Here is a 25,203-nt window from a genome sequence, read left to right on the forward strand (position 1 = left end):
CCGACCGCCCTTCGGCTTGGCCCGTTCAGGCGGCAGCAGCGGTGCGATCTCGGCCCACAGGCCATCGGGAAGGAGCGGTCTCGCCATCTTCACTCAACGCGCCAAACCCGGTTTTGTTAGAGCCTCTTAGTACCTGCGGATCGGCCGGCGCAGCCATGGCAGGGACCAGCGAGGCGTAAGCGAGGGCGAGAACGGATAGAAGGACGCGCATGGACGCCGCCTAGTCGTCCGTGGCCGCGATCTGCGCGACCGCGTGGACACCGTCGTTCAGGGCCGCGTTGACCGCCCTGGCGAGTTCAACCCTGGCCGTCCAGTCCGCCAGCACCACAAGGCTAAGCAGCAGGAGCCCTAGGAGGGCGATGCGGCGGGGTGTGGGGAGCAGGATCAGCATGGTGTCGCCTCAAGCACGCTGAACCGTAGCCGAAGCGTCGGGCCGGGGCTGCCGCGCGGCGAGCACACCGGTACGAAAAGAGAACGAGCGCCCATCCATAATGCCCGGCAGCTGGCGCACACGGAAGCGTTATGCAGGTGGGCGTCGTCGCATAACAGGGCGGTAACCCTGACGCCCAATCGTGGGATCGAGCCGTTTTGCATGGCGGTTCACCCGGCTGGACACCGGTAGCCCCGCCGCCTGACCTCGGATCAGATCAGGCGGCGGGGCAACTCTAGTGACGAGCGGCGAGAGTGAACCAAATGGCTGATTTCGGCGAGGCGAGGCTATCTGACGAAGAGATTGATCGCCGGGCCCGGCAACTGTTTGCGGAGGTCCGTGCAGAGCAGCCCGAGGCGAAGGCCGAGCGGGCGCTGGCTACTGCTGGTGAAGTGGCCGGGGAGGTCATCCCCGGACTGCCTGACTGGCTTCAGGATGCTGACGCTGCGTCTGAGGATGACGTCAGCGATTGACCCGTACTGGATCAGGCCGACTTCTTCCGCCCCTTTGGGGCTGTCTCCATCCCTACTCTGCACCTCCGGAAGTTGTCGCGATGTGGCACTCACCGTACACCGTCGCTTCCTCCCAAGGGACTTCTCGCCCGCCCGGCTCGGCCGCGGCGGGCTTTTTCGTGCCCGAACCCGCCGCGGGACGGTGGGGAATCGCCGACTAGACGACCCGCTAACCCGCCTCGCCCATCTTGCCCCCAAGGCCGCGTTGCGTACCGGCCCCCGCCGGTGAGATCGGACGCTCCCCCGCCCCGTGATCAGATCGGGGCGGGACCGAGCGGTCCGGTACCGCCAACTCTGCCTGCGCGTTCGGCTTTTCGGGCGCCATCCACACCGCTCCACCGCGATCTCCACAGGCTGTCCCCATGGGGGTTGAGCCTCGACCGCCAGCCTGGTTGTTCTGCCTCCGTTCCAAAGCGGAGGGCTCACGGTGGACCGGCTCGGCGACTACGCTCGTGGACAGGTGCGGGTCGAATGCCAGAGCTGCCGGCGGCTCGGCTGCTACGACGTGCGCAACCTGCACGCCCGGTTCGGCCTGGAGGTCGAGGTGCTGGACCTCCTGCGGATCCTGAGCGCGTCGTGCCGGCACCAGCAGGCGCTAGGCGCGCCGAAGCCGCGCAAGTACGTCGCCGTCTGCCAAGCGAAGATCACGATGCCCCGGCAGCCGACGACGAGCCTGCCGACGCCGGGCGGCATGCCCTACACCGTCGAGACGTGGAACATCGAAGGGGGCGGGATCGAACTTCACCTCGCCGAACTCTATCGGCTCGACATGGCCGAGGCTGCGTTCGAGGTGGTGTGTAAGCTGTGGCCGGACACGGAGACGACGATCCGGCAGCGTGCGCGGATAGTGCGGCGGCGTGAGCGGCAGAGGTGACGAGCAGGAAAGCAACGTCGGCGTGACGTTCCAGGGCGGCGGCGAGGATGCGCAGGCGACAGGGTGTCTCGGTTCGCCAGGGGCTTGGAGACGTTCACGTGATTTCGCTGCAGAATGTCTCGGTCGCGGTGCAGTGACGTACTCGATTGCCCTACCCATCTAGGATCTGAGTGGGGGGCCGATCCCTCGCTCAGCAGCCCCCAAATTTCTGCCAGAGGCAGGGAGCATGTCGTGTTCACGGTGAAGGGGATCGATCCGAAAGGCCGGGCTATGACCTTCGCCTGCGGGACGGACGAGCAGGCGCTGGAGAAGACCTGGGAGTTGCAACGACGCGGCTTCCGAGAGGTCGTAGTCTTGGACCCCAAGGGTAAGGAGTTGCCGGCTCCGGTCTTTGAACGATCCCTTGATATTGACTGGGACTAGGTAGGAGTAAGCGGCAGGTTGTCTTCGCCGAGCGAATGCACCGACGCAGTGGTATAGGCCTACGCGACTGGAGAATTACCGATCATCGCCTCTTTCACGATCTCCAGCGTGCGAAGGATGGCAAAGGCGGTCGTCTCCGCGTCTGCCTCACCCTCAACGGTGTCGGGAAAAATCGCTACGGATTCGGCATTCTCGCCGCCCTCGCGCCCGACGATCAGCTGCAGCGTCATGCCGACCTTCTCGTTTTCGGCGCGGATCAACGCCACGAAGTGCCCGACAGCGGTCCCGTAGACCTGAAGCGGGCTGAAGGCGTCCACGGTCTCGGGAGGCGCTTCGGCCTCGACGTGGCGGAAAATCGGGCGAATCACGTTGTCCATGCCCGACGATACCGCCTCAAGCCGAGCTAGGCTGTGCGTTCCCTGCAACGGCGCAATCAAATATCACATAGCGAACTAGATGGTTTACAATAATAGGGCTGCTTAGCGGGCAATACTTCACGCCCTGATCGACTAGCGGCCCAACTGACACAACCTCAGCGCGAACCGTGTGGGGCGAGACGATGGTCCTCGACATCGCCTGATTAGCCAAGGCTCGATTGCGCGCTAAGTGGTTATCAAGCCCATCGCGAACGGGCAGGGAGGACGATCCATGACCAACCGCCTTCGGACCATCGCCACCGGTCTCGCGGCCCTGATCGCCAGCACGGGTGTGGGACTTGCGCAGGACCATGGAACGCACGCCGCGATCACCCTACCGGATGCGACGAGCACGACCTACCAGCCGGGACCAACTGACCTGCCGAAGGGCACGCAAATCAGCATGCTGTCGGGCGATCCGAGCAAGCCCGGCCCTTTTGCCCTACGGGTGAAGTTTCCCGCCAACACGGTGATCGCGCCTCACACCCATTCCGAGGCCGAGACGCTGACGATCCTCTCGGGCTCGATCTACCACGAGCACGGCACGACCATCGATAAGGCGAAAGGCAAGGAGTTGCGTGCGGGTGGCTTCGTGTTCCTGCCCAAGGATATGCCGCATTCGCTCTGGACCACCGAGCAGCCTGTGGAACTTCAGGTGAACGGCTCCGGGCCCTTCGGGCTGAACTACATCAACCCCGCCGACGACCCGAGCAAGTCGGCTCAGTAAATTTCACCTCTCGTACCAAACGCCCCATCCAAGGTGCCCGCCGTGACGGGCACGCGCCCGCAATGGCTCGTCGTGCGAGAGGCGCGCCGCCTGTGTGCAAACGGGCAACTCTGCGCTGCTTTGCTACACCACCCAGGTAGTGAGCTACCCATTGGGCAGGCTTAGATAGTTCTGGCACATAGAGCTTTGAGTTTCTTCCAGCGTAACAGAGCAGTCAGGCGGTGACTTAGATGTTGCTCTAGTTCAGCTGGGCGGAAATTGAAGCGAACTTAGCGTTTAGTCGCGTTCCAACGATCTTCAGCGTTCCAATTATGACGACAGCGATAAGGGCGGCGATCATGCCGTACTCGATGGCGGTCGCACCCGACTCATCACGGGCGAATTGCCGTAGCAGCTGGGGCATTGGTTGATCCTCCGCCGGCTTGGGTTTCAAACATCCGTGATAGGCGGGTGGCGTTTACGGATCGTGAAGGGGCTCTTGGATGCGATTTACTTAGCGCCCTACCGCCGCAACGTCGTCCTCGTAGATCGAGTCAGGCTGGCAAGCGTGCCATTCCTTCTTTACATCGGTTTGCCCCTTACGGCCCCAGCACCAGCCAGCCTGAGCAAGGCGTCCGCCGATCCGGTCCCGGACGCGGCACTGCTCTGAGACGACCGCAGGGTCGCCACCTCCCTCGCAGCGTTCGGTGGCCTTAGCCTCGGCCTTTAGAAGCTCGGAGACTGTCGGTAGCTTCTGCTGAGCCTGTGTCCCACCGGCAGCGACGACAAGAGCGAGGGCGGCGAGGGCTGTGCGCATCCAGGAAGGATAGCTTTCAGGGTGGCGCTGTCGAGGCCTCGCTGGCGTATTGCCTAGCACTACGGCTGAAGCGGAGCAGCAGAAGACCTCACATGGCCATTCGCGGGCAGCTTTGGCAGCTTATTCCGCGCCGACGGCGGCCCGGTCGATGCCGGGCAGGCCTATACGGTCGGCGAGCGCGGGCGGGAGTTCTTCATCCCGAACCGCAACGGCCAGATCGTGCCGATCGCGGCGGGCGATGGCAGCGGCGGCGGCCAGAGCATCGACAACAGCCGCGCCTACAGCATCGACGCTAGCGGGGCGCAGCACGGTGTGGCCGAGCAAATAACGGCGGCGCTGCACCAGTATGATGCGTGGCTCAACCGGACACTGGGGGCTCGTGTGGACGCCAACCGTCGGCTGTATCGGTGATATCCGACGTCTGGCCGGCGCGTGCATACTAAGGGCATTCGGGCAGCGCTAATAGGTTATCATTCCACTGACCGTCGGCATGTGTACGCAAATATTTCCCGTTCGTGCCGCTTACTACGCCAACATACGCTTTTTGGCCATTTTCATAAGTATGAAACGTATTAGATTTTTCTTCTATAGAACTGATAACCGCTTCTTTTGTCCACTTCCATGTGCTTCCACCCAGATGGGTGATGCCTTCATGTTTACTGTTTCGGTTCGGCTTCGTTATGCACGTGACTCTCGCGTCGGCCATCGATCACCCCAGTAAAGGATTCGAACACTAACGCGAGTTAACCATTTGGGTTCCAAGTACGTAATCTCTGATGACCGTTGACCTGACCTAAGCTTCAAACTCGAGATATCGCTCAAAGTCGCCAGCACTATCAGGTACTTCGATATACCAGAATTTGGTGTATACAGCTTTATCGGTATACACTTGCGCTCTCTTTCCATCGAATAGGTTGAACGTATACACCGTTTGATTGAATAGCGCTGTTAAATAAACACCGTCTTCGTTGACGTATAATGCTCTGGAAACAGGAGCGTCATGATAGCGGCCAATCCCCGTATGTTCCAGTGAAAACACCGGTACAATGCGCGCATTTTCGATCAAAATAACAGCTTCGTTGTAAGAGTGTTCCATTTCGTATAATCTTGGTATAAACTTATCCCCAGTAACAGCGCTAATATGCAGTATCGCTCGGGCATTGGTGAATGGCTCTACGACGATGCCCGGTTCCACACCGTCCTTATATGTGAATAGAATCAACTGTCCGACTTTGATGTCGCGCATCGTGCGAACCAAGCCTATCGATCGCGCATCCATATCGCCCCATCCTATGGTTGTTGGTTCTGATCTTTCGATTTCGAAGGTTGATTACTGCCGGATTGCACGGCGTCTTTTGTGCCCTTTATCGTCGGCATATAATCTTCACTTCGTAGTGCCGCTACGACGACTAATCCAATCAGCAAGGGCGCAAGTATCGCCGTAAGCAAGGCAATAGCGAACTGGCGCCAGAAGCTACCCGCTGCTTTGACTTCCCTCACTACGAAAGTTCTAAGGAGGTCTTGGCCTATTTGTTCGATCTCTACCGCCATATACGACCGAGCTGCCGCATCGAAGAACGTAGCAGCACGCCGCCGCATCTGTTCGAACTGATAGGCCGTGATGTTCTGGACCCAAGCTTGTAGGTCAGCTTCGGAAGGCGCTTGGCCTCTTTCCCTGGTGTAGTGTGCAATCCACTCTCGTCGCTCGAAGGCGAAGAGTGCATAAGTGATGTAATCTTCGGCGTTGGGATCATCCCCGTCGCCGGTAAGAGCTTCAAAAACCTCGGTATCCGAGCCAGGCATCAGCGAGACTTCGGCGGAAGCTTACGATCGCCGTACCCTGTTCCGGTGCTCGACTTAAAGGCTCCAGTCGCTTCACTGGCGTTCGAAAGTGCATCGCGCACGCGGCGCATGTCGACCGTCGTCGGGCCCTTCGCAGCGGTTTTGGCGGTGACGAAGCGACCGGAGACAGACGACCTTTCGCCGACGAGCTTCGATCCGCCGCCCTTCACGAAAGCCATGTCAGTCCACTCCGAGCGCTTTGGCGACTAGCCGGCCGACCGCCTCCGGCCGTAAGGGCTTTGGGTCGGGCTGATTAGCCCCCAAACTGCTCATGTGCCCTCTGCTCTGCCGGTATCCAGTCCTTTGAGAGGCACACCGGTTCGGTACCGATCGTACCGCACGCCGATGCGATCGAGCTGTGGCCCGACACCCACCTGCACTTTCGGCCGATCTACGGGATCGACAACCCGTAGTAACCGGGCGCGGAACACGTCGTCGGGCTCGGGATCACTCACGGCGCGTAGCCCTTCGCCTTCAAGTGCTCCGACAGGGCCTGGCGGATAACTTCCAGCCGCGACGGCTTCGGGTCGGGCTGATCGGCGCTCAGGCTGAACAAAGGTCTCGAAACGCAATCACGCAGAATTGTGGAATGGGCGACTTCCCGAGCAAATTCACTTCGGTGCTTCCGCAGTGCTTCCGTCACACTGTCAATGCCGCCGAGCATACCCAGCTAAGTCGCTGAAGAGATTGGCGCACCCGACACGATTCGAACGTGTGACCTTTGCCTTCGGAGGGCAACGCTCTATCCAGCTGAGCTACGGGTGCTGATCGTGCCTTTCACCTAGCCCAAGCGGGCGGAGAGCGCAACGGTGGCGTGGGGTCCTCTCGGGCTCGATATGGAATTGCGAGAGCTCCGAAGGCGAAGGTCACACGTTCGAATCGTGTCGGGTGCGCACAGCGTCGCGTGATCCGATGGGTCCGGCGCAAGGCGTGCGCCGCAGATGCGCCGCGTGCCGAGCGGAGAGCACAAACGCACAAGCGATCCGTTGGCTCAGATACGCCGCCCCTCATCACTGACGGCCATAGCCTCCTGCAGCGCTGCGGAAAATTGCTCGGAGACCGCTGGCATCGTTCGGCCGGCCTTCTTGATCAGTGACACGGGGCGCTCGAAGCCAGGATCGGCGATCGGCCGGGAGCGGAGGTCGGGCTCGGCCTGAATCTCCCTGGCCGAACCCGGCAGGATCGTCAGGCCCAGGCCGGCTCGCACCATGCCAACGGCGGTCATCATGTAGGTCGCTTCGCAGGCGGCCACGGGGCGTCGGCCCGCTGCCAGAAACGCCGCGTCGACCAGTGTGCGCACGCTCGTTGCCTCGTCCATCAGCACCAGCGGGACGGTGCTCAGGATTTCGATCGTGACCTGCGACACGGTGCCAATCGGGTGTCCTACCGGGTAGACGACGTGTAGCGCGTCGCTCATCGCGTGGATCACGTCGATGGCGGGATCGGCCACCGCGCCCCCGATGATCCCGAGATCCACCACCTCGTCACGCACGAGATCCAAGACCCGCTGCGCGATCACGTCCCGCACCTGAAACGCGACCCGGGGATGGTCGGCACGGAAGGCCGCGATCACATCCGGCAGCAGACTCGCCGCGAAGGAAGGCAGCGTCGCCACGCGCACGATCCCCGTGCGGCCTGCTGCTCTCTCCCGGGTATCGAACACCACCGCGTCGAGGTCGTCGATCACCCGGCGGAAACCCGGCAGCAGGTCCCGCCCGAGCCGGGTCAGGCCGACATTGCGGCTGTCGCGGTCGATCAGGCGGGCTTCAAGTGTTTCCTCCAACCGCCGGATCTGAACGGTGAGCGCCGGCTGGGAGAGGTTCAGCAGAGCAGCCGCGCGGGTGAAGCTGCCGGTCTGCGCCACCGTCACGAACGCGCGCACCTGACGGAGATTGAGATCCATAGCGAGACGCTATCGCTGCGATCCGATCTTTTCAATTGCCGAATGCAGTATTGTGCCGTTCCCTTCCCTTCAGCGGTTGCCGATTCGCGAGCAGCCGGGATCGACCGGGAGGCGGACTATGCTGGCTTTGCTCGGCCTGAGCACGATCGTGCTCTTGCTCGCGGTCATCCTGACCAAGCGCATGTCGCCCCTGGTCGCCCTCATCGTCATCCCCGTCGCGGCGGCCCTGATCGGAGGCTTCGGGCTCGAGACCGGCAAGTTCGTGCTCACCGGATTGCAGAGCCTCGCCGGGGTCGTCGGCATGTTCGTCTTCGCGATCCTGTTCTTCGGCGTGGTCAGCGATGCCGGGATGCTCGATCCGATCGTCGACCGCATCCTCGCGACCGTGGGCACGCGGCCGACGCGGATCGTGCCCGGCACCGCCCTCCTCGCCTTGCTGATCCACCTCGACGGCTCAGGGGCGGTGACTTTTCTCATCACGATCCCGGCGATGCTGCCGCTCTACGACCGGGTCGGCATCGACCGGCGGGTGCTCGCCTGCGCCGCCTCCATGGCGGCGGGGGTGAACTTCCTGCCGTGGACCGGGCCGATGATCCGAGCCTCGGCGGCCCTCAAGTTGCCGATCCCGGAGATCTTCTCGCCCCTCGTGCCGGTGCAGGCGGTGGGCCTCGCCTTCGTCTTCGCCGCCGCCTACTGGCTGGGCCTGCGGGAGGAGCGCCGTCTCGGCCGGATTCCGGGCGTTGCGGCCCCCTCCCCCGTCGGCGCGACCTCGACCTCGCCCGGACGGTCCTTGACCGAGGCCGAGCGGTCCTTGCGCCGGCCGGACCGGTTCTGGATCAACATCGCCCTGACCGTCGCAGTCCTCGGGACGATGGTCTTCCTGGCCGAGAAGATCCCGCCCGCCCTGATGTTCATGCTCGGCACGGCGCTCGCGCTGATGATCAACTACCCGCAGGTCGATGCCCAGCGGCAGCGCGTCGATGCCCACGCCAAGGCGGCGATCCTGATGGCCTCGATCCTCCTCGCCGCTGGGGTGTTCACGGGGATCATGCAGGGCACCGGCATGCTCAAGGCCATGGCGCAGGCCGGCGTGGCCTTCGTGCCCCCGGAGATGGGCCGCCACATCCCCTTCGCGCTGGGCCTCGTCTCGATGCCCCTGTCGATGCTGTTCGATCCGGATTCGTTCTACTTCGGGGTGCTGCCGGTGGTGGCCGAGGTCGGCCACCAGCTCGGCGTGCCGCCGGTGCAGGTGGCGCAAGGGGCGCTCCTCGGCCAGATGACGACAGGCTTCCCGGTCAGCCCCCTCACCCCCGCCACCTTCCTGGTCTGCGGCCTGACGGGGATCGACCTCGCCGACCACCAGAAGTTCACCTTCCCGTTCCTGCTCGCGGCGTCGGTGGTGATGACCTTCGCGAGCGTGGCCCTGGGCTTGTTCCCCCTGTGAGCGCGGAGACACGAGCCATGAAGACCGTCCGTCTGGGTGCCGGCGCGGGCTATGCCGGGGACCGTATCGAGCCGGCGGTCGAACTCGCGGAGCGGGGCGGGATCGACTACCTCGTGTTCGAGTGCCTGGCCGAGCGCACCATCGCCCTGGCGCAGCAGGCGCGGATGCGCGATCCGGCGGGCGGCTTCGATCCCCTCCTCGACGCGCGGATGCGGGCGGTGCTGGCACCGTGCCGCCGCCGGGGCATCCGCGTCGTCACCAACATGGGCGCGGCGAACCCCGTCGCCGCCGCCGAGCGGACGCAGACCATCGCTCGTGAGATGGGTCTCTCCGGTCTGCGGATCGCCGCCGTCACCGGAGACGACGTGCTCGACGCCGTGCGGGAGGGCGATTTCCCCCTGGAGGAGACCGGCTGTCGGGTCTCGGATCTTGGCAACCGTATCGTCTCGGCCAACGCCTATCTCGGCGTCGCGCCGATCGTGGAAGCGCTGGCGGCGGGGGCGGATGTCGTCATCACCGGGCGGGTGGGCGATCCGGCCCTGTTCCTCGCGCCCCTGGTGCATGAGTTCGGTTGGGCGATGGACGACTGGATGCGCCTCGGGCGGGGCACGCTCGCGGGCCACCTCCTCGAATGCGCCGGCCAGATCACGGGTGGCTACTTCGCCGACCCCGGGTTCAAAGATATCCCGGATCTCGCTCGCCTCGGCTTCCCCATCGGCTGCGTCTCGGAGGACGGGACGGTCGAGATCGCCAAGGTCGAAGGCTCCGGCGGACGGGTGGATCTGGCGACCTGCAAGGAGCAGCTGCTCTACGAGGTGCACGACCCCGCCCGATACCTTCAACCCGACGTGGTGGCCGATTTCTCGCGGGTCGCGATGGAGCAGGTCGCCCCGGATCGGGTGCGCGTGACCGGCGGCGGCGGCGCGCCGTCCACGGGCCTGCTCAAGGTCTCGGTCGGCTACGTCGATTCCTTCGTCGGCGAGGGGCAGATCTCCTATGCCGGCCCCGGTGCCCTGGCGCGGGGCCGCCTGGCCCGGGAGATCGTGCGCGAACGGCTCGCCCTGACCGGGGTGGCCGTGAGCGAGCTGCGCTGCGACCTCATTGGCGTCGATGCCCTTCACGGGGAGGCGCTGTCGGCCGGCGGCGAACCCTATGAAGTCCGGCTGCGGGTAGCCGGGCGAACCGAGACCCTGTCGGAGGCCAAGCGGATCGGCGATGAAGTCGAGACCCTCTACACTAACGGCCCGGCCGGCGGCGGAGGCGCCTCGAAGGTCGCCCGCGAGGTCGTGGCGGTGCGCTCGGTCCTTGTCCCGGCCGCCCTCGCCCATCCGTCGGTGCAGATCATCGAAGCGTGAGCGTGAGGGAGAAACGACAATGAAGCTGCGCGACCTCGCCCACTCCCGAACTGGAGACAAGGGCAACACCTCGAACATCTCGGTCATCGCCTACGATCCGGCGGATTACGCGCATCTCGAAGCCCACGTCACGGCCGAGCGCGTCCGAGACCATTTCCGCGGGATCGTGAGCGGGGACGTCGTCCGCCACGCCCTGCCGACGATCGGGGCGCTGAATTTCGTGCTCACCGGCGCGCTGGGCGGTGGCGTGACGCGCTCGCTGGCGCTCGATGCCCACGGCAAGGGCCTGAGTTCCGCGCTCCTCGATCTGGAGATCCCCGGGAGGCCGTGACGCCATCGGCGCACGAAACCCCACACCGAACGAAAGGGCCAGACGAGGACGATGCCCACCGCGATCACGATGAGCGAGAGCGGCAATCCGAGCCGGGCATGATGGCCGAACGCCGTAATCAGTTCGCACGATGGACGGCTTCTCGGTGCCAAGGGTCGGCAGGGTTAACCGACCCGTGCTGCCCGACGGATGCCTGCGATCTCGTTGTTCGTCTGAGGACGTCGTCAGAGCCGTCCGCCGAAATCCGGGATCCGGTCATCCGGCTCGGCGGTTGGCCCCGCGCGCCCGCAGGAGGTTCCGATGAAGGCCGAAATCCTCAGCCTCCGCATCATTCATGACGGCTGGACCAAGTTCGGATTGGCCAAGGTCCGGCTGGCCGATGGCACGGAGGTCGAGCGCGAGATCGAGGATCACGGCAACTCCGTCGGCGTCCTTCCCTACGATCCAGAGAGACGCGTGGCGACGCTCGTGCGCGAGTTGCGGGTCCCGCCCCTCTACGTCTCCGGCGAACAATCCCAGCTGGAAGCCCCGGCTGGCCTCATCGACGACGGCTCTCCCGACGAGAATGCGCGGCGCGAGGTTCTGGAGGAGACGGGCCTGCGCCTGCACGACCTCGAACATGTCGGAACGACCTATTCGTGCGCGGGGATCTCGACCGAGCAGATTCACCTGTTCCTGGCCCCCTATTGCGCCACCGATCGCAAGACCGGTGGCGGCGGCGCCGAGGGCGAGCACGAGAACATCAAGGTGGTGGAGATGCCCCTCGCTGACCTCGCCGGAATGGCCGAGAAGGGGCAACTGACCGATCTGAAGACTCTAGCTCTCGTCCTGGCTCTCCGGACACGACACGCCCGCCTCTTCAGCTCCGACGGACGGCCCGAAACCGACTGACGCACACCCAGCGCAAGTAGGCGTTGGCCCCTCAGGCCTCCGTCGGCGCGAGTTCGGCGACGGGGACCTGCTCGTCCAGAAAGGAAGCCATCGCAGCCAGGAACCGCTCCGGCTCCTGCAATTGCGGAACGTGAGCGCAGCCGGGCAGGATCGTGAGGCGCGCGTCGGGCAGCCCAGCCGCCAGCTCCCGTGACATCGGCGGCGGCGTCGCTTCGTCCTGTTCACCGACGAGCACCAGCACCGGCATGTCGACCTTGCCGAGGTCAGGTCGGAGATCGAGCCCGGCCAGGGCATCGCAGGCGGCGTGGAACACGGTCGGGTCGGTGCGGAGGAAGGCCGCCAGACGATCCTGCATCAGCGCCGGATTCGCCGCCTGGAAATCGGGGGCAAAGAGGCGGCGCATCGCGGTCTCGCTCAAGGCGCCGAGCCCCTTCTCGCGGGAGACGGCGGCCATGGTCCGGAATGCCTGGCGCCCCGGCTCGGAGAAACAGGCGCCGCAATCGGCCAGGATCAGGCGGTGCGCGAGGCCGGGATGGCGGATCGCCATTTGAAGGGCCACGAACCCGCCGAATCCGTTGCCGAGCACGCTCGGCTGCCCGCCGAGATCGCGCAGGGCCTCGGCCATGCGGTCGGCCACGGCCTCCAGACCGCCGGCGACCGCCTCGGATCCGCCGAAGCCCGGCAGGTCCGGCACGATCACCCGAAACCGCTCCGCAAGCGGCCCGGCGATCCGGTCGAAGCTCGCCGCGTCGGCAAGGAGCGAGTGGAACAGGACGAGCGGCTCCCCTGCCCCCGATTCCCGCGCTGCGATCCGTCCGCCAGCGAGCGTGATCCGCATCCTCATCCTCCCATTCAGACCGAAATTTCCGTTGACGTGATATTTCACGGATGCAATCTTGAGGCAACCTGATCGGGTCAGAACCGTGCTTCTCCGCGACAACATCTATCACGCCATCCGCTCCGAGATCCTGGCCTGCCGCATGCCGCCGGGGGCGGAGGTGCGAGAGCAGGAACTGGCCGAGCGCTACGCGGTGAGCCGCCAGCCGGTGCGCGAGGCGCTGCTGCGGCTGGAGCGAGAGCGTCTTGTCACGGTTCATGCCCGACAGGGATATCAGGTGAACCCGATTTCGATCGCGGATGCCCGCGATCTTCTGGCCTTCCGCCTCGTGATCGAACCGGCCTGCGCGGGCGATGCCGCCGAGTCCGGGACGGCGGAGGCGCTGACATCCCTCGACGCCTTCCGCACGCTCGACGAGGGCACCGACTTCATCGACTACAACCGCGCCTTCCACACCGCCCTGGCCCAGGCCTCCGGCAACCGCCGCATGGCGGCCACGGCGCGGGACCTGATCGAGCAGGCCGACCGCCTCGTGCGGGTCAGCCTCGCCGGCATCAAGGGCCGCGAGCCCAACCAGCTCATCGCGGAGCATGGGGCGATCATCGAGGCCGTCCAACGCCGCGATGCCCGCACGGCCAAGCGTCTCGTGCGCGAGCACGTCGCCCAGGCCCAGCGCCGCATCATCCCGGCGCTCGAGCGCAGCGCCGTCATCCGTTGAGGGAGATCACCCCATGAACATGATCACGAGACCGGACCTCGCCGTCGAGACGCGGGGCAACTTCGTCGACGGGCGTGAGATCGAGGCCGGAGACGGCCCGCTCATCGACGTGAAGAACCCCGCCACCGGCGCGGTCATCGCCCGGATCCCGAACTCGACCCAGGCCGACGTGGACCGCGCCATGCGCAGCGCCCGCGCCGCCTTCGAGTCGAAGGAATGGGGCGGCATGGACACTCGCTCGCGGGCCCGGCTGGTGAACCGCCTCGCGGACGCGTTCGAGGCCAACCTCGACACGCTCTACAAGCTGGAGACGCTGAACAACGGCCGGCCGATCAACGAGACCCGCGCCCAACTCTCGCGTCTGCCGGACTTCTTCCGTTACAGTGCCGGCCTCGCCCTGGCGCGGCGGGACGCGGTGATCCCGGTGGAGGGGTCCTACCTCAACTACACGCGGCGCACGCCCATCGGCGTGGTCGCGAACTGCACGCCGTTCAACCACCCGTTGATGATCCTGTGCAAGTCGCTGGCGGTCGTGCTGGCGACCGGCTGCACCACCGTGGTGAAGCCGTCCGAATACACCCCGCTGACCACCCTGAAGCTCGCGCAGATCTTCACCGAGGCTGGCCTGCCGAAGGGCGTGTTCAACATCGTCCTCGGTCTCGGGCCGACGACGGGCAAGCACCTCGCCGAGCATCCCGACATCAACAAGCTGGTGCTCACCGGGGGCACCGAGGCGGGCCGCATCGCGGGCAGCGCGGCGGCCAAGGTCTTCGCGCACCAGACGATGGAGCTCGGCGGCAAGACCCCGGTCATGGTGTTCGACGACTTCGATCTGGAGCAGGCGGTGAACTACGCCGCCTTCGGCGCCTTCATCGGGGCGGGCCAGACCTGCGTCTGCGCGAGCCGGCATCTCGTCCAGGCGTCGATCTACGAGGCCTTCGTGGAGAAGCTCGCCGCCAAGGCGAAGAGCATCCGCATCGGCGATCCCTTCGATCCGGCGACACAGCTCGGGCCGGTGATCTCGGGCAAGCAGCGCGACCGGGTGCTCGCCTATGCCGGCTACGGCCGTGACGAGGGCGCCCGCGCGGTAGCCGGCGGGCAGGCGGCGCGGGTCGCTGGCGGCGAGGAGGGCTTCTTCGTGGAGCCCACCGTCTTCGCCGACGTGCGCTCCGACATGCGCATCTTCCAGGAGGAGGTGTTCGGCCCCTTCACCAGCGTCACCCCGTTCACGGACGAGGCGGACGCCCTGCGGCTCGCCAACGATTCCCCCTTCGGCCTCGCCGCCGCCATCCGCACCCGCGACGTCGCCCGCGCCCACCGGGTCGCGGCTTCGGTGAAGGCGGGCATCGTGTGGGTGAACGACCACCACCGCCTCGACCCCGCCTCCCCCTGGGGCGGCGTCGATGACAGCGGCTTGGGCCGCGAATGCGGTCTCGAGAGCTTCGACGACCACTTCAACACCAAGAGCGTCATGGTCGCTACCCACGACACTCCCTTCGACTGGTATCGCGACACGGCGGGCCAGCGCCGCTTGAACTGACCACCACGAGATCCGGACGGAGGGCGACAGACCCGCGTCAGACGGGTGCCCTCCGCGCCGATCCCCTTACGCGGAGGAAACGCCATGACGCCGACCGTCAATGCGGGAGGCCGGCTCGACCGGCTTCCGATCGGCCCGTTCCATTACCGGATCATGTGGCTGATCGGTATCGGGATGTTCTTCGACGGGTTCGACATCTACATCGCGGCGACGGTGCTCGGCGCCACGCTGAAGAACGGCTTCTCGACCCTGCCGGAGAATGCCCTGTTCGTCTCGGCGACCTTCGTCGGGATGATGGGCGGCTCGTTCCTCACCGGATTCCTGGGCGACCGCTACGGGCGGCGGTTCACCTATCAGGCAAACCTTCTCGTCTTCGGCCTCGCGGCCATCGCCGCCGCCTTCGCCCCCAACATGATGACGCTCATCGCGCTGCGCTTCATCATGGGACTCGGCCTCGGTGCGGAGAACGTCGTCGGCTATTCCACCATGACCGAGTTCGTGCCCGCCCGCTCGCGGGGGCGCTGGCTCGGGCTGATGGCGGTGTTCGTGGTCACGGGCCTGCCGGTCGCCTCGCTGATCGGCTACCTCGTCATCCCGGCCTTCGGCTGGCGGGCGATGTTCGTGCTCGGCGGCCTTGGGGCGCTCGGCGTTTGGTATCTGCGCAAGAACCTGCCGGAATCGCCCCGCTGGTTGGAGGCTGTCGGGCGCACCGATGAGGCGGAGGCGCTGCTTCGGCAGATCGAGTCCGAGGCGGCCCGCGGCGGCGTGCTGCCGCCCCCTGCCCCCATGGGGGCGCCGGCGCCGAAGATCGCGTTCGCGACCCTGTTCCGGCCCCCGCTGCTCGGGCGGATGATCGTCGGCTGCCTCTGCCTCATCGTCATCAACACGCTGCTCTACGGCTTCGTGACGTGGCTGCCGGTCTTCTTCATCAAGCAGGGACTCAGCGTCGCGACCTCGTTCGGTTACTCGCTGCTGATGGGCCTCGGCGCCCCCGTGGGCAGCGCCATCGGCGCGCTCACTGCCGATCGCTGGGGCCGCAAGCCGACCATCGTCGGCGCCTCGGTCGCAGCGATCCTGTTCGGGATCGTCTATCCGCTCACCACCGACCCCTGGCTCCTGCCTCTCATCGGATTCGGCCTGACCGTGCCGATCTACGTTCTCGTGGCGCTGCTCTTCGGCATCTACATCCCGGAACTGTTCCCCACCGAGGTGCGCCTGCGGGCCTCCGGGATCTGCAACACCTTCGGGCGCGGTGCGACCATCGTCACGCCGTTCGTCGTCATCTACCTGTTCCAGACCTACGGGATTGCCGGCGTCATGGCCCTGATGATCGGCCTGCTGGTCCTCCAGATCGTCACGGTGATCACGCTCGGCGTCGAGCCGCGTCAGCAGAGCCTGGAGGAGGTCGAGCCGCTCCTTCAACCAGACCGGCCAGCCGAGGGAACCACCGCGGCGCAAAGGGGTCTGGCTTAGGCACCTGCCGACCGCGCTCTGATCCAGAGGCGAGAGAGGCTCAAGAGCGGCCCCACCGCAGAGGCTCCCCCCTGCGATTTTTCGTGATGCCGCCTTGAAAGGCCGATCCCGTGAGCCAAACCCCTGTTTCACCGGGTGCCCCATCCAGCGGAGATGATCCTTGTCGACGAAAGCGCGCCTCTACACGTCGCCGTCTGCCTTCCCGAACCCCCAGCGCCTGCGCCTCTTCCTGCATGAGAAGGGCATCGCCGAGGCCTACGACGAGGTGATCTACGACATGGCGCCGGGTGGCGAGCAGCGCGGCTGGCGCCACCTCAAGATGAACCCGTGGGGCGAGACGCCCACGCTCGAACTGGCCGATGGCACCTACCTGTCGGAATCGGCCGCGATCGTGCGCTACCTCGATGCCCTGCACGAGGGCCGCAGGATCACCGGCGCGACGCCCCTGGAGCAGGGGCTCGATGCCATGTGGGACGACCGCGTCTGGGTGCAGATCCTCTACCGGCTCACCACCCAGTTCCACGTGCTGCACCAGGGGCTTGGGCCGAAGCTCGAACTGACGCACAACCCGCAATGGGGCGAGCATTGCCGCAAGGAGGCCCTGTCCCACGCGGCCCTCGTCGATCGCCATCTCGCGGATGGCCGCGACTGGCTGCTGGGCGGGGGCGAGCCGACCTTCGCCGACATCACCCTCTGCACCGCCATCGCCTTCTCGAAGTTCGGGCCGGTGGCCACGCCGCTCGATGAGCGCTTCGAGCAGCTCGACCGGTTCTGGCAGCGGTGGAAGGCGCGGGACAGCTTCCGGAAGGCCTACGCCGATGGCGGTGGACTCGAGGAACTGGCGGGGCTCGCCGGCTAGCGCCGGGCGGTCCCGCCTCACGCCGGATGCAGGGGCCAGACCAGGGCGATCATGGGGAGGCCCACCGCGATCACGATGAGCGAGAGCGGGAAGCCGAGCTTGGCGTAATCGCCGAAGCGGTAGCCGCCGGGGCCCATCACCAGGGTGTTGCATTGGTGGCCGATGGGCGTGAGGAAGTCGCAGGCCGCGCCCAGAGCCACCGCCATCAGGAATGGATCGGGGTTGAGCCCGAGCTTGGTGGCGAGCTTGGCGGCGATCGGGCCCATCACCAGCACGGTGGCGGCGTTGTTGAGGAACGGCGTCACCGCCATCGCCAGGATCAGGATCGCGCCGAGCGCCGTCACGGGCGAGAAGCCCTGCACCAGCGTGGTGAGATGGGCGGCGATCAGGTCGGCGCCGCCCGTCGTGCTGACCGTCTCGGAGATCGGGATCAGGGCGCCGAGCAGCACGAGCACCGGCCATTCCACGGCCTGATACGCCTCGTGGGGCGTCATGCTGCGCAGGAGCAGCACCGCCACGACGGCGCCGAAGAAGGCCACCGCCACCGGCACGATGTGCAGCGCGACGAGGCCCATCGCCACGATCAGGATCGCGGCGGGCAGCCAGCTCCGGTCGTTGCGGCCCAGCGCGATCTCCCGCGCGGCGAGGGGCAGCACCTTGAGGGTGCCGAGGGCCGGGGCGAGGGCGGCGGCGCGTCCGCGCACCACGACCACGTCCCCGCCCCGGAACCGCACGGAGGAGAGCCGCTGCTCGATGCGCCGGCCGCGCCGGCTGACCGCGAGGATGGCGAGGCCCGCGCTGTCGGCGAGGTCGAGCTGGGCGGCGGTGCGCCCGACGAGGCCGGATTCCGCCGTCACCACGCCCTCCATCACCACGGATTCGGCGGTGGGCGCGGCCCCGGCCAGGGTCAGCCCGGTGCGGGCCACGAAGCGCTCCAGGGCGTCGGGCTCGCCGTCGAGGAGGAGGACGTCCTCGGCCTTCAGGCGGAAATCTGGGCTCGCCGGATAGCGCCGGAAGCGCTCGCGCAGGATCGTGGCGATCCCGGCCTCGCCGTCCCCCTGCGCCCCCAGGGCGGCCACCGTGCCGCCAATGGCCGGGTGGCCGGGCGGCAGGCGCGCCTCCGTCGTGTAGCGCTCCAGGGTGAAGGCGGCCTCCATGGAGCGCGTGCCGCCGTCCCGCCGGGGCAGCAGGCGCCAGCCGAGGCACAGGAAGGCGAACCCGGCCGCCGCCACGCAGAGCCCCACGGGGGCATAGTCGAACATGCCGAAGGGCTTGCCGGTCAGGTCGGCGCGGACCTTCGAGACGATCACGTTCGGCGAGGTGCCGACCAGCGTGACGATGCCGCCGATGAGCGAGGCGGAGGCCATCGGCATCAGCAGCGCGGAGGGCGGCGTGCCGCTGCGGCGGGCGAGCTGCAGGGCGATGGGCATGAAGATGGCCAGCGCCCCGACGTTCTTCGTCACCATCGACAGGAGCAGGACCCCGGCCACGAGGATCGGCACCTGCCGGCCGGGGCTCGTCAGGCGCGGCATGAGCGGGCGCATCAGGGTCTCCACCGCCCCCGAGCGGGCGATGGCGGCGGAGAGGACGAGGGCCGAGCCTACGATGACGACGATGTCGTCGGAGAAGCCCGAGAAGGCCTTGTCCGCCGGCACGAGGCCGAGCGCGATCCCGGCGGCGAGCGCGGTCAGCGCCACGACGTCGTAGGGCAGGCGGTCCCAGACGAAGGCGGCCACCGTCACGCCGATCAGGCCGAAGGCGAGCACTTGATCGACGGTCATTCGGGAGCACCTGTTCGGGGGGTCGCCGCAGCGGCGCGGGCTGGAAGGGATGGGCGTTGGAGCGAGTCGCGGGACGACAGGACCACCGGACAACCGCAGGCGAGCGCGAGGCGATCGATCGCCGCCACCGCGACATAGCCCCCGGCCGTCGCCAGATCCTGGATGCGGTCGGCCAGAAGGTCCTTCATGGCTTCCTGCAGAACCGGCATCAGACCCTGATGCCCCTGAGCGTCAACCTCGCCGCGCTGACCGGAGAGGACCGGGCGGCCATCGCCCGCTTCGCCGCCGTGGCCGCGCTGGCCGGCGGCGCGGCGGGGGCGCCGGGCCCGGTGCGGGACTGGCTCGCGACCGCCGGAGCCGACGACGGGACGCTGACCGCCTTCGCGGACGCCCTGCGCGCCCCACCGCCCCTCGGCGCGGCCCTGGCCGGGCTGACGCGGCCGGAGACGGATCTGATCGCCTTCATCCTGTGCCTGGTCGCCGCGCGGGAGGCCGGGCCGGCGGCCTCGGCCTTCGCGGATTACGTCGCGGCCGCCCGCGCCCTGCCCTCGACGCTGGTCCGCGCGGCGGAGCGCCGGTATCGGGTGTGATCAGCGCCCCGTTCCTTCGAGGCGGTTCCGCAGGGAGACCTGCAGGGCGTCGTCGTTCACGAGCAGGTGGCGCGCGACGTCGGCGAGGGTCAGCCAGCCCACGACGCGCTGGTTCCCGTCGAGGACCGGGAGGCGGCGCACATAGTTCGCCCCCATGACGTCCAGGGCCGCGCGGAGCGTGTCGTCCGGGGCGCAGGACAGGACGGGGCGCGAGGCCACGTCCTGCACCGAGACGGACGTCGGATCGCGCCCGCGGGCGACGACGCGGTAGAGCAGGTCCCGGTCGGTGACGATGCCGACGCAGTGCGCGGCCGAGCCGACCGGCAGGGCCCCGACCTCGATCTCGCCCATCAGCACGGCCGCCGCCTGCGCGCTCGCCTGCGGCTCGATGAATTCGACGTCGCGGGCCATCACGTCGGCGACACGCAGGTGTTCGGCGGGCAGGTCGGGCATCGCGCTCTCGGCAGGGCGCGGCGGCCGGGGGCCGTCGCGCATGGTCCTCGATCTAGGGCAGCCTCGGCCGGGTTCTCCCTCCGCCCTACATTCCCGGCGAGACGCCCCCTTCCCGACCCCGCCGACGGATGTCCATGGCTGCACCGATCGACCGCGCGACCCTGGACCGGCTGATCGCCCTCGGGCGGCAGCGCGGGGAACTCACCGCCAGCGAGCTTCAGGCGGCCCTGCCGGTCGAGGCCCTCGATGTCGACGCCCTCGTCCTGGTGATGCTCGAACTGGAAGCGGCCGGGGTGAGCGTCGAGCCGGACGCGCTCGGCCCGCGCGGCGAGACCGTCGCCGCCCCGCGCTTCACCCTCGCCGCGCCGGACCCTGATCCGCCCCCCGCCCTCGCCTCCACCGGTCCCGGCGACAGGCCCGCCGCCGGGGCGGAGCCGCCCCCGGCGGCGGGTCCGGGCCGCGCGGATCCCGGGGACGAGGGCGTCGGCCGGGTCGTCCTGTTCGCCGGCCTCGCGGTGGTGCTGGTGATCGGGGCGATCCTGCTGTGGCTCTGAGACACACGCGGGGTCGCACGGCCCTGCCGCCGGCCGTCGCGGGCGCCTAGATCAGCGGGGTCCCCCTCCCCCGGATGAGACCCGTGCTCCGCATCGCCTTCCTCGCCTTCGTGATCGTGTTCCTCGCGCCGATCGCCGTCTCGGCGGCGCGCTACTACCTCCGCAACGACATCGCCGACTGGCGCTCGGCCGACCGGTCGAGCGCGGGGCTGCTGCCCCCCGCCGCGCGCAAGCCCGAGGCGGTGGTGCGCGTGTTCTCCGCGCGGACGGTGAGCTGGCGCGGCATCGTCGCCACCCACAGCTGGATCGTCGTGAAGGGGCCGGGCGAGCGCGCCTACCGGCGCTTCGACTACACCGCCTGGGGCCTGCCGATCTGGGTGGACCGCTTCGTGCCGGACGGGCGCTGGTTCGGCAGCGTGCCGGAGGTGGTCTTCGCCGCCGACGGCGCGGAGGCGGAACGGATGCTGCCGCGCATCCGCGACACCATCGACACCTACCGCTATGCGAAGATCGGCGATTACCGGCTCTGGCCGGGGCCGAACTCCAACACCTTCGTGGCGGCGGTGATGAGCGCCGTGCCCGAGATGCGGGCGAGCCTGCCCGCGACCGCCATCGGGAAGGACTTCCCCTATGACGGGCGCTGGGTCGGGCCCACCCCCTCCGGCACCGGCTTCCGCATCAACCTCGGCGGCTATGTCGGGCTGACGGTGGCCTGGGTGGAGGGGGTCGAGGTGAACCTCCTCGGGGCGGTGGCCGGGTTCGACCTGCGCCGCCCCGGCCTGAAGCTGCCCGGCCTCGGCCGAGTCGGGATCTGAGCCGGGATCTGAGCCGGGCTCAGCCGGCTTGCTGGTCGTCGTCGCTCCGGCGGTTGCCCGCGTGGTCCTGGTACTGCTCGGTCTGGACGTTCTTGCCGTCGAGGCCGCGCTCGTCGCTGTGCTGAGCCTTGTCGCGGTTGCTCAGCACCATGTTCTCGGGGAGGACGCCGTCCGGCAACTCGGTCATCGCGCCGGAGCCGGAGCCCTTGCCCTGCGCGCCCGAGCCGACGCTGTGCTTGCTCGCCTTGGCCATGGCTCTTGTCCTTCGAGTGTCGATCGGGGTGGGTGAGTGGGGCCAACCGGGAAGGGCCGATCACGTTCCGTGCGGCCGGCCGCCCCATCCCCGCTCCATCCCCGGGCCGGGCCGACCACACGGGAGCCATGTTTCTTGCCCATCGGGCACGGGCGCGCCGGCCGGGGACCGGTGCCGCCCGGGACCAGGACCATGCCGACACGCCTCAGCCGGGACGTTCCCGAGATCGCGGCCGCCGCGCCCCATTCCGCGCCCGGCGCGGTGGCGCCGGCCGAGGGCATCGCGCGGGCGGGCGGGGAACTCACCAACCTGCAGCTCCTGCGGGCGCTGGCGGCGGGCCTCGTCCTCGTCCACCACGTCGCGGTCTACGGGCAGACCCTGCGAGGGGCCGGGCGGCCCTTCGCCGCCCTCGACGGGCTGATGGGCGTCTGGGGCGTGGCGATCTTCTTCGCCCTGTCCGGGTTCCTGATGGCGCGGCTCGTCACCCGCGATCCGCCCCTCGTCTTCCTCGCCCACCGGGTGAGCCGCATCTTCCCGACCTATTTCGCGGTGGTGGCCCTGTTCGCGGCCGTGTTCGCGGCGCTGCGCCTGGAATTCGGCGGCCTCTCCGTTCTCGCCCTGTCCCTTGCGCCGGGGGGGCCGCGCTCGTCCCCGCTGAACGTGGAATGGACCCTCGTCCTGGAGGTGACCTTCTACGTCGGCCTGTTCCTCCTCGCCCTGGCCGGGCAGGCGCGGCGCCTCGTGCCGGTCGCGGCCGGCTGGCTCGTGCTGCTCGCCGTGGCCTTCCCGCTGCTGCCCCCCGACAGCCGCAACATGATGCCGCCGCCGCTCTACCTCGTGCCGGTGACGGCCGCCTGCGTGCCCTTCGCGGGCGGGCTGCTCCTGCCGCGCCTGATCGCGGCGGGCTGGGTGCGCCCGCTGGCGGCGCTCCTCATCCTGCCCTTCGCGGCGGCGTGCTTCTTCGTGGACACCGCCGCCGCACGCTGGCTCGGCGGCATCGCGGCGGTGCTGCTGGTCGGCGCCGCCGTCACCGCGACGCCGATCCGCCGCGAGGGCCGGGCGACGCGGGGGCTGATCGCCCTGGGGGATTGGAGCTACGTCCTCTATCTCGCCCACCCGCCGGTGCTGATGCTGGCCAACTGGGCCTGCCCGCCCCATTGGAACGGGGCCGCCTACGCGGCGGTGAGCCTCGCCGGGGCGCTGGCAGTCGCGGCCCTGCTCGGGCCCCTCGACGTCGCCCTGTACCGGCGCTTGCGCGCGCGCCTCGACGGGGCGCGCCCGGCGGCCCTGACGCGGGGCGTGACCGCCTTCCTCGTCGTGTTCACGGCCTGCGCCCTCTGGGGCAGCACCGAGACCGCCCGCAACGACTGGGCCGAGTTCCGGGCCAGGGGCGCCCTCGCCGCCCTGCCCCCCGACGCCTTCGCGTCGCCCGCCTCCGCGGGCACGGCCATCGCCGCGCGCGGCCTCGCCCTGCCCGACACCCTGCTGGCGCGGGTCGAGAGCCTGGAGCCCATCGGTGCGAACGAGATCCTGGTGAGCGCCTACGCCTTCGATCCGGCGCGGCCGGGGCGGGGGATGCAGCTGGCGCTGTTCTGCGGCGGGCGGCGCGTCGCCGTGGAGCGGCCCCGCCGCCTGCGCCGGGACCTGACCGGGCAGCCGGGCTTCGCGGGCCTGGGCCAGCGGCGGATCGGCTACCGGGTGCGCGTGCCGGCCGAGGCCTGCGGCGCGGGCCCGCTCGTGCCGGTGGTGGTCGACGAATCGGGCCGGATGGCGGTGCTCAGCCTCCCGTCCGGGGGGTGAGGCCCCTATTCGTGGTGGATGTGCAGGTCGCGCTCGGTGCGGCGCGAATCCTTGGGCGACAGGCCCCGGAGATGGCCGACGACGGCCGTGCCGACGAGGCAGAGGAAGTAGCCCACCTGCATGGCGACGAAGGCGCCCGCCGGCATCCAGCCGCCCATCGGGCCCCCGACGAACAGGGCCATGACGCCGAGCACGCTCACGATCGCCACGGCGGTCACGGCGAAGCCCACCACGGAGACGTAGAAGCCGCACACGATCCCGAACAGGCCGAAGAGTCCCAGAACTCCCGTCGTCTCCATCGGTTTACTCCGGCTTCCGATTCCACGGCATCGCGACGGCTCGGCAGGCGAGGTTCAGAGGTCTCATCCGTGCCCGATGCGGACACCATGAACCGCATCGCTGAAGAAACTCATATAGGTGTGCCTTGTCCGTAATCGACCCTCGAAAAGAAAGACAATTTTCCGAGATCGAAACAATTCACACCAGCGCGAGACCGTGATCGCCGCGCGCGATCCGCAGCATGACGGAAAATGGATCACAGCCACGATCACATAGATCAGTGGGATGGAATTCATTCATGATGCGGTATCCCAGGCGCGAAGCGCCGGGCCGCACAACGACAAACCCCCGCGCGGGCGACCGCGCGGGGGTTTGTCGTACCGGATCCGAGATGGGCGTGGGGCTCAGTAGGAGCCCTTGACCAGGAACACCGCCGGGACCGTCCGCAGGATGATCGCGATGTCGCCGGCGAAGCTGCGCGACTCGACGTATTGGCGGTCGAGGCGGACGCGCTCGTCATAGGTCGTGTCCGACCGGCCGCTGATCTGCCACGCGCCGGTGAGGCCCGGACGCACGGCGAAATAGGCGGAGGCCGCGTCGCCGTACTTCTCCAGCTCGGCATCGACGATCGGGCGCGGGCCGACGAGGCTCATCTCGCCGCGCAGGATGTTGATGAGCTGCGGCAGCTCGTCCAGGCTGGTCTTGCGCAGGACATGGCCGATGATCGTGATGCGGGGGTCGTTCTTGAGCTTCCGGTTCTGCGTCCACTCCGCCATCGCGGCGGGGTTCTCGGCGAGGTGGCGCCGCAGGATCTCGTCGCCGTTCATGCGCATGGAGCGGAACTTCAGGCAGCCGAAGGTCTTTCCACCTCTCCCGAGACGGCGGTGGCTGTAGAACGGCGACTTGCGGTCGACGGCCCAGACCAGGAACGCGACCAGCACGAAGAGCGGCAGCAGCAGGAAGAGACAGGCCAAGGCGACGCTGAGGTCGAACAGACGCTTGGGCGCCCGATCCAGGATGAGGCTGCGGCCATACCTCGCCTCGGTCTGTGTGCCGGTGGCGACCTTGCGGGATCGCCACGCGACCAGAGGCAGGTTGTGAAGCAGCATGCCGCATCCTTCTCGACGCACAAATGTGGCCGTCAATTTTTACGAGGTATTAAGTTTCGATTGCCAGATTGCGTTGCACAACTCAAGGCGAGACTTGGGGCATTTTGCCTAATTTTTTGAATATGCGTGTGGAACGGTTTCGCAACTTACGTTTTTCAGGACTATATTCTCTAAATTGAGAAGCTTGACTGAATACT

32 protein-coding genes, 1 tRNA gene and 1 pseudogene are annotated in these 25,203 nt (G+C 67.6%); 16 read left to right on the forward strand and 18 right to left on the reverse strand.

Annotated elements, in window-relative coordinates; all coding sequences use genetic code 11:
* Positions 1-87 (reverse strand): annotated as a pseudogene (locus tag AAHF99_RS25430) (IS5/IS1182 family transposase); the annotation flags it as partial.
* A 133-nt stretch (positions 88-220) separates the two neighbouring features.
* Complete coding sequence (locus tag AAHF99_RS25435; RefSeq protein WP_342167138.1) at positions 221-391, reverse strand: hypothetical protein; 171 nt, start codon at positions 389-391, stop codon at positions 221-223.
* 302 nt (positions 392-693) lie between these two features.
* Between AAHF99_RS25435 and AAHF99_RS25440 the strand changes: the two genes are divergently transcribed.
* The 3 genes from AAHF99_RS25440 to AAHF99_RS25450 all read left to right on the forward strand — a co-directional run bounded on the left by AAHF99_RS25440 (position 694) and on the right by AAHF99_RS25450 (position 2,239).
* On the forward strand, positions 694-903 hold the full coding sequence (locus AAHF99_RS25440; protein WP_342167139.1) for a hypothetical protein: 210 nt from the start codon (positions 694-696) through the stop codon (positions 901-903).
* Between the two features lie 466 nt (positions 904-1,369).
* Positions 1,370-1,816, forward strand: a complete 447-nt coding sequence (locus AAHF99_RS25445) for a hypothetical protein (protein ID WP_342167140.1) — start codon at positions 1,370-1,372, stop codon at positions 1,814-1,816.
* A 231-nt stretch (positions 1,817-2,047) separates the two neighbouring features.
* Positions 2,048-2,239, forward strand: a complete 192-nt coding sequence (locus AAHF99_RS25450; protein ID WP_342167141.1) for a hypothetical protein — start codon at positions 2,048-2,050, stop codon at positions 2,237-2,239.
* Positions 2,240-2,298: 59 nt separating this feature from the next.
* Here the strand turns inward: AAHF99_RS25450 and AAHF99_RS25455 are convergent, their stop codons facing one another.
* Entirely contained in the window at positions 2,299-2,616 is a 318-nt protein-coding gene (locus AAHF99_RS25455; RefSeq protein ID WP_342167142.1) for a hypothetical protein, read from the reverse strand.
* A 271-nt stretch (positions 2,617-2,887) separates the two neighbouring features.
* On the opposite strand from AAHF99_RS25455, the gene AAHF99_RS25460 reads away from it, so the two are divergent.
* The gene (locus AAHF99_RS25460; RefSeq protein WP_342167143.1) at positions 2,888-3,382 is read left to right on the forward strand and encodes a cupin domain-containing protein; all 495 of its coding nucleotides are present in this window, start codon (positions 2,888-2,890) and stop codon (positions 3,380-3,382) included.
* 238 nt (positions 3,383-3,620) lie between these two features.
* Here the strand turns inward: AAHF99_RS25460 and AAHF99_RS25465 are convergent, their stop codons facing one another.
* From AAHF99_RS25465 to AAHF99_RS25500, 8 genes are all read right to left on the reverse strand, one after another.
* Positions 3,621-3,785, reverse strand: a complete 165-nt coding sequence (locus tag AAHF99_RS25465; protein WP_342167144.1) for a Flp family type IVb pilin — start codon at positions 3,783-3,785, stop codon at positions 3,621-3,623.
* A 513-nt stretch (positions 3,786-4,298) separates the two neighbouring features.
* Positions 4,299-4,520 (reverse strand): hypothetical protein, encoded by a 222-nt coding sequence (locus tag AAHF99_RS25470; protein WP_342167145.1) that lies wholly within the window; start codon positions 4,518-4,520, stop codon positions 4,299-4,301.
* Positions 4,521-4,617: 97 nt separating this feature from the next.
* Entirely contained in the window at positions 4,618-4,884 is a 267-nt protein-coding gene (locus tag AAHF99_RS25475) for a DUF3892 domain-containing protein (RefSeq protein WP_342167146.1), read from the reverse strand.
* Positions 4,885-4,971: 87 nt separating this feature from the next.
* Positions 4,972-5,457 (reverse strand): hypothetical protein, encoded by a 486-nt coding sequence (locus AAHF99_RS25480; protein ID WP_342167147.1) that lies wholly within the window; start codon positions 5,455-5,457, stop codon positions 4,972-4,974.
* A gap of 11 nt (positions 5,458-5,468) precedes the next feature.
* Positions 5,469-5,981, reverse strand: a complete 513-nt coding sequence (locus AAHF99_RS25485) for a hypothetical protein (protein ID WP_342167148.1) — start codon at positions 5,979-5,981, stop codon at positions 5,469-5,471.
* On the reverse strand, positions 5,981-6,199 hold the full coding sequence (locus AAHF99_RS25490) for a hypothetical protein (protein ID WP_342167149.1): 219 nt from the start codon (positions 6,197-6,199) through the stop codon (positions 5,981-5,983). Before AAHF99_RS25490 ends, AAHF99_RS25485 begins: the two co-directional genes overlap by 1 nt.
* Positions 6,200-6,708: 509 nt before the next feature.
* A tRNA-Arg gene (locus AAHF99_RS25495) sits at positions 6,709-6,785 on the reverse strand.
* 226 nt (positions 6,786-7,011) lie between these two features.
* Positions 7,012-7,923 (reverse strand): LysR family transcriptional regulator, encoded by a 912-nt coding sequence (locus AAHF99_RS25500; protein ID WP_342167150.1) that lies wholly within the window; start codon positions 7,921-7,923, stop codon positions 7,012-7,014.
* Positions 7,924-8,041: 118 nt separating this feature from the next.
* Here AAHF99_RS25500 and AAHF99_RS25505 point away from each other — a divergent pair, with 118 nt between their 5' ends.
* From AAHF99_RS25505 to AAHF99_RS25520, 4 genes are all read left to right on the forward strand, one after another.
* Positions 8,042-9,367: a CitMHS family transporter gene (locus tag AAHF99_RS25505; protein ID WP_342167151.1), complete on the forward strand. Its 1,326-nt coding sequence runs from the start codon at positions 8,042-8,044 to the stop codon at positions 9,365-9,367.
* Positions 9,368-9,384: 17 nt separating this feature from the next.
* Positions 9,385-10,722 (forward strand): acyclic terpene utilization AtuA family protein, encoded by a 1,338-nt coding sequence (locus tag AAHF99_RS25510; protein ID WP_342167152.1) that lies wholly within the window; start codon positions 9,385-9,387, stop codon positions 10,720-10,722.
* Between the two features lie 19 nt (positions 10,723-10,741).
* Entirely contained in the window at positions 10,742-11,053 is a 312-nt protein-coding gene (locus tag AAHF99_RS25515; protein WP_342167153.1) for an AtuA-related protein, read from the forward strand.
* Between the two features lie 300 nt (positions 11,054-11,353).
* Positions 11,354-11,944, forward strand: coding sequence for an NUDIX hydrolase (locus AAHF99_RS25520; RefSeq protein WP_342167154.1), 591 nt, complete (start codon positions 11,354-11,356; stop codon positions 11,942-11,944).
* 31 nt (positions 11,945-11,975) lie between these two features.
* Here the strand turns inward: AAHF99_RS25520 and AAHF99_RS25525 are convergent, their stop codons facing one another.
* A complete protein-coding gene (locus AAHF99_RS25525) occupies positions 11,976-12,782 on the reverse strand; it encodes an alpha/beta fold hydrolase (RefSeq protein WP_342167155.1) in 807 nt (268 codons plus the stop codon).
* Between the two features lie 85 nt (positions 12,783-12,867).
* Between AAHF99_RS25525 and AAHF99_RS25530 the strand changes: the two genes are divergently transcribed.
* The 4 genes from AAHF99_RS25530 (at position 12,868) to AAHF99_RS25545 (ending at position 17,372) form a co-directional block, all read left to right on the forward strand.
* Positions 12,868-13,500, forward strand: a complete 633-nt coding sequence (locus AAHF99_RS25530; RefSeq protein WP_342167156.1) for a GntR family transcriptional regulator — start codon at positions 12,868-12,870, stop codon at positions 13,498-13,500.
* Positions 13,501-13,519: 19 nt separating this feature from the next.
* Entirely contained in the window at positions 13,520-15,040 is a 1,521-nt protein-coding gene (locus AAHF99_RS25535) for an aldehyde dehydrogenase (RefSeq protein ID WP_412759954.1), read from the forward strand.
* Positions 15,041-15,124: 84 nt separating this feature from the next.
* Positions 15,125-16,513, forward strand: coding sequence for an MFS transporter (locus tag AAHF99_RS25540; protein ID WP_342167158.1), 1,389 nt, complete (start codon positions 15,125-15,127; stop codon positions 16,511-16,513).
* Between the two features lie 160 nt (positions 16,514-16,673).
* Positions 16,674-17,372 carry a glutathione S-transferase family protein gene (locus tag AAHF99_RS25545; RefSeq protein WP_243952529.1) on the forward strand — a complete coding sequence of 233 codons (699 nt, stop codon included), beginning with the start codon at positions 16,674-16,676 and terminating at the stop codon, positions 17,370-17,372.
* Positions 17,373-17,389: 17 nt separating this feature from the next.
* Here the strand turns inward: AAHF99_RS25545 and AAHF99_RS25550 are convergent, their stop codons facing one another.
* Both AAHF99_RS25550 and AAHF99_RS25555 read right to left on the reverse strand, forming a co-directional pair.
* A complete protein-coding gene (locus tag AAHF99_RS25550) occupies positions 17,390-19,153 on the reverse strand; it encodes an SLC13 family permease (protein WP_342167159.1) in 1,764 nt (587 codons plus the stop codon).
* On the reverse strand, positions 19,150-19,341 hold the full coding sequence (locus tag AAHF99_RS25555) for a hypothetical protein (protein ID WP_342167160.1): 192 nt from the start codon (positions 19,339-19,341) through the stop codon (positions 19,150-19,152). Before AAHF99_RS25555 ends, AAHF99_RS25550 begins: the two co-directional genes overlap by 4 nt.
* Before the next feature lie 30 nt (positions 19,342-19,371).
* Here AAHF99_RS25555 and AAHF99_RS25560 point away from each other — a divergent pair, with 30 nt between their 5' ends.
* On the forward strand, positions 19,372-19,743 hold the full coding sequence (locus AAHF99_RS25560; protein ID WP_342167161.1) for a hypothetical protein: 372 nt from the start codon (positions 19,372-19,374) through the stop codon (positions 19,741-19,743).
* Here AAHF99_RS25560 and AAHF99_RS25565 read toward each other — a convergent pair whose 3' ends face one another.
* Positions 19,744-20,196, reverse strand: coding sequence for a CBS domain-containing protein (locus AAHF99_RS25565; protein WP_342167162.1), 453 nt, complete (start codon positions 20,194-20,196; stop codon positions 19,744-19,746). It abuts the gene before it with no gap.
* Between the two features lie 134 nt (positions 20,197-20,330).
* Here AAHF99_RS25565 and AAHF99_RS25570 point away from each other — a divergent pair, with 134 nt between their 5' ends.
* Together AAHF99_RS25570 and AAHF99_RS25575 are read left to right on the forward strand one after the other, a co-directional pair.
* Positions 20,331-20,750, forward strand: a complete 420-nt coding sequence (locus AAHF99_RS25570; protein ID WP_342167163.1) for an RNA polymerase sigma factor region1.1 domain-containing protein — start codon at positions 20,331-20,333, stop codon at positions 20,748-20,750.
* A 74-nt stretch (positions 20,751-20,824) separates the two neighbouring features.
* Positions 20,825-21,565, forward strand: a complete 741-nt coding sequence (locus tag AAHF99_RS25575; RefSeq protein ID WP_342167164.1) for a DUF3750 domain-containing protein — start codon at positions 20,825-20,827, stop codon at positions 21,563-21,565.
* Between the two features lie 19 nt (positions 21,566-21,584).
* Here AAHF99_RS25575 and AAHF99_RS25580 read toward each other — a convergent pair whose 3' ends face one another.
* A complete protein-coding gene (locus AAHF99_RS25580) occupies positions 21,585-21,818 on the reverse strand; it encodes a hypothetical protein (RefSeq protein ID WP_412759953.1) in 234 nt (77 codons plus the stop codon).
* Between the two features lie 192 nt (positions 21,819-22,010).
* Between AAHF99_RS25580 and AAHF99_RS25585 the strand changes: the two genes are divergently transcribed.
* Positions 22,011-23,618 (forward strand): acyltransferase family protein, encoded by a 1,608-nt coding sequence (locus AAHF99_RS25585; RefSeq protein WP_342167165.1) that lies wholly within the window; start codon positions 22,011-22,013, stop codon positions 23,616-23,618.
* Between the two features lie 5 nt (positions 23,619-23,623).
* On the opposite strand, the gene AAHF99_RS25590 is transcribed toward AAHF99_RS25585, so the two are convergent.
* Positions 23,624-23,917, reverse strand: coding sequence for a hypothetical protein (locus tag AAHF99_RS25590; RefSeq protein ID WP_342167166.1), 294 nt, complete (start codon positions 23,915-23,917; stop codon positions 23,624-23,626).
* Between the two features lie 384 nt (positions 23,918-24,301).
* Positions 24,302-25,006 (reverse strand): sugar transferase, encoded by a 705-nt coding sequence (locus AAHF99_RS25595; protein WP_342167167.1) that lies wholly within the window; start codon positions 25,004-25,006, stop codon positions 24,302-24,304.
* Positions 25,007-25,203: the final 197 nt, after the last annotated feature.

The organism is Methylobacterium litchii, from assembly GCF_038442315.1.
GTDB classification, from domain to species: domain Bacteria; phylum Pseudomonadota; class Alphaproteobacteria; order Rhizobiales; family Beijerinckiaceae; genus Methylobacterium; species Methylobacterium litchii.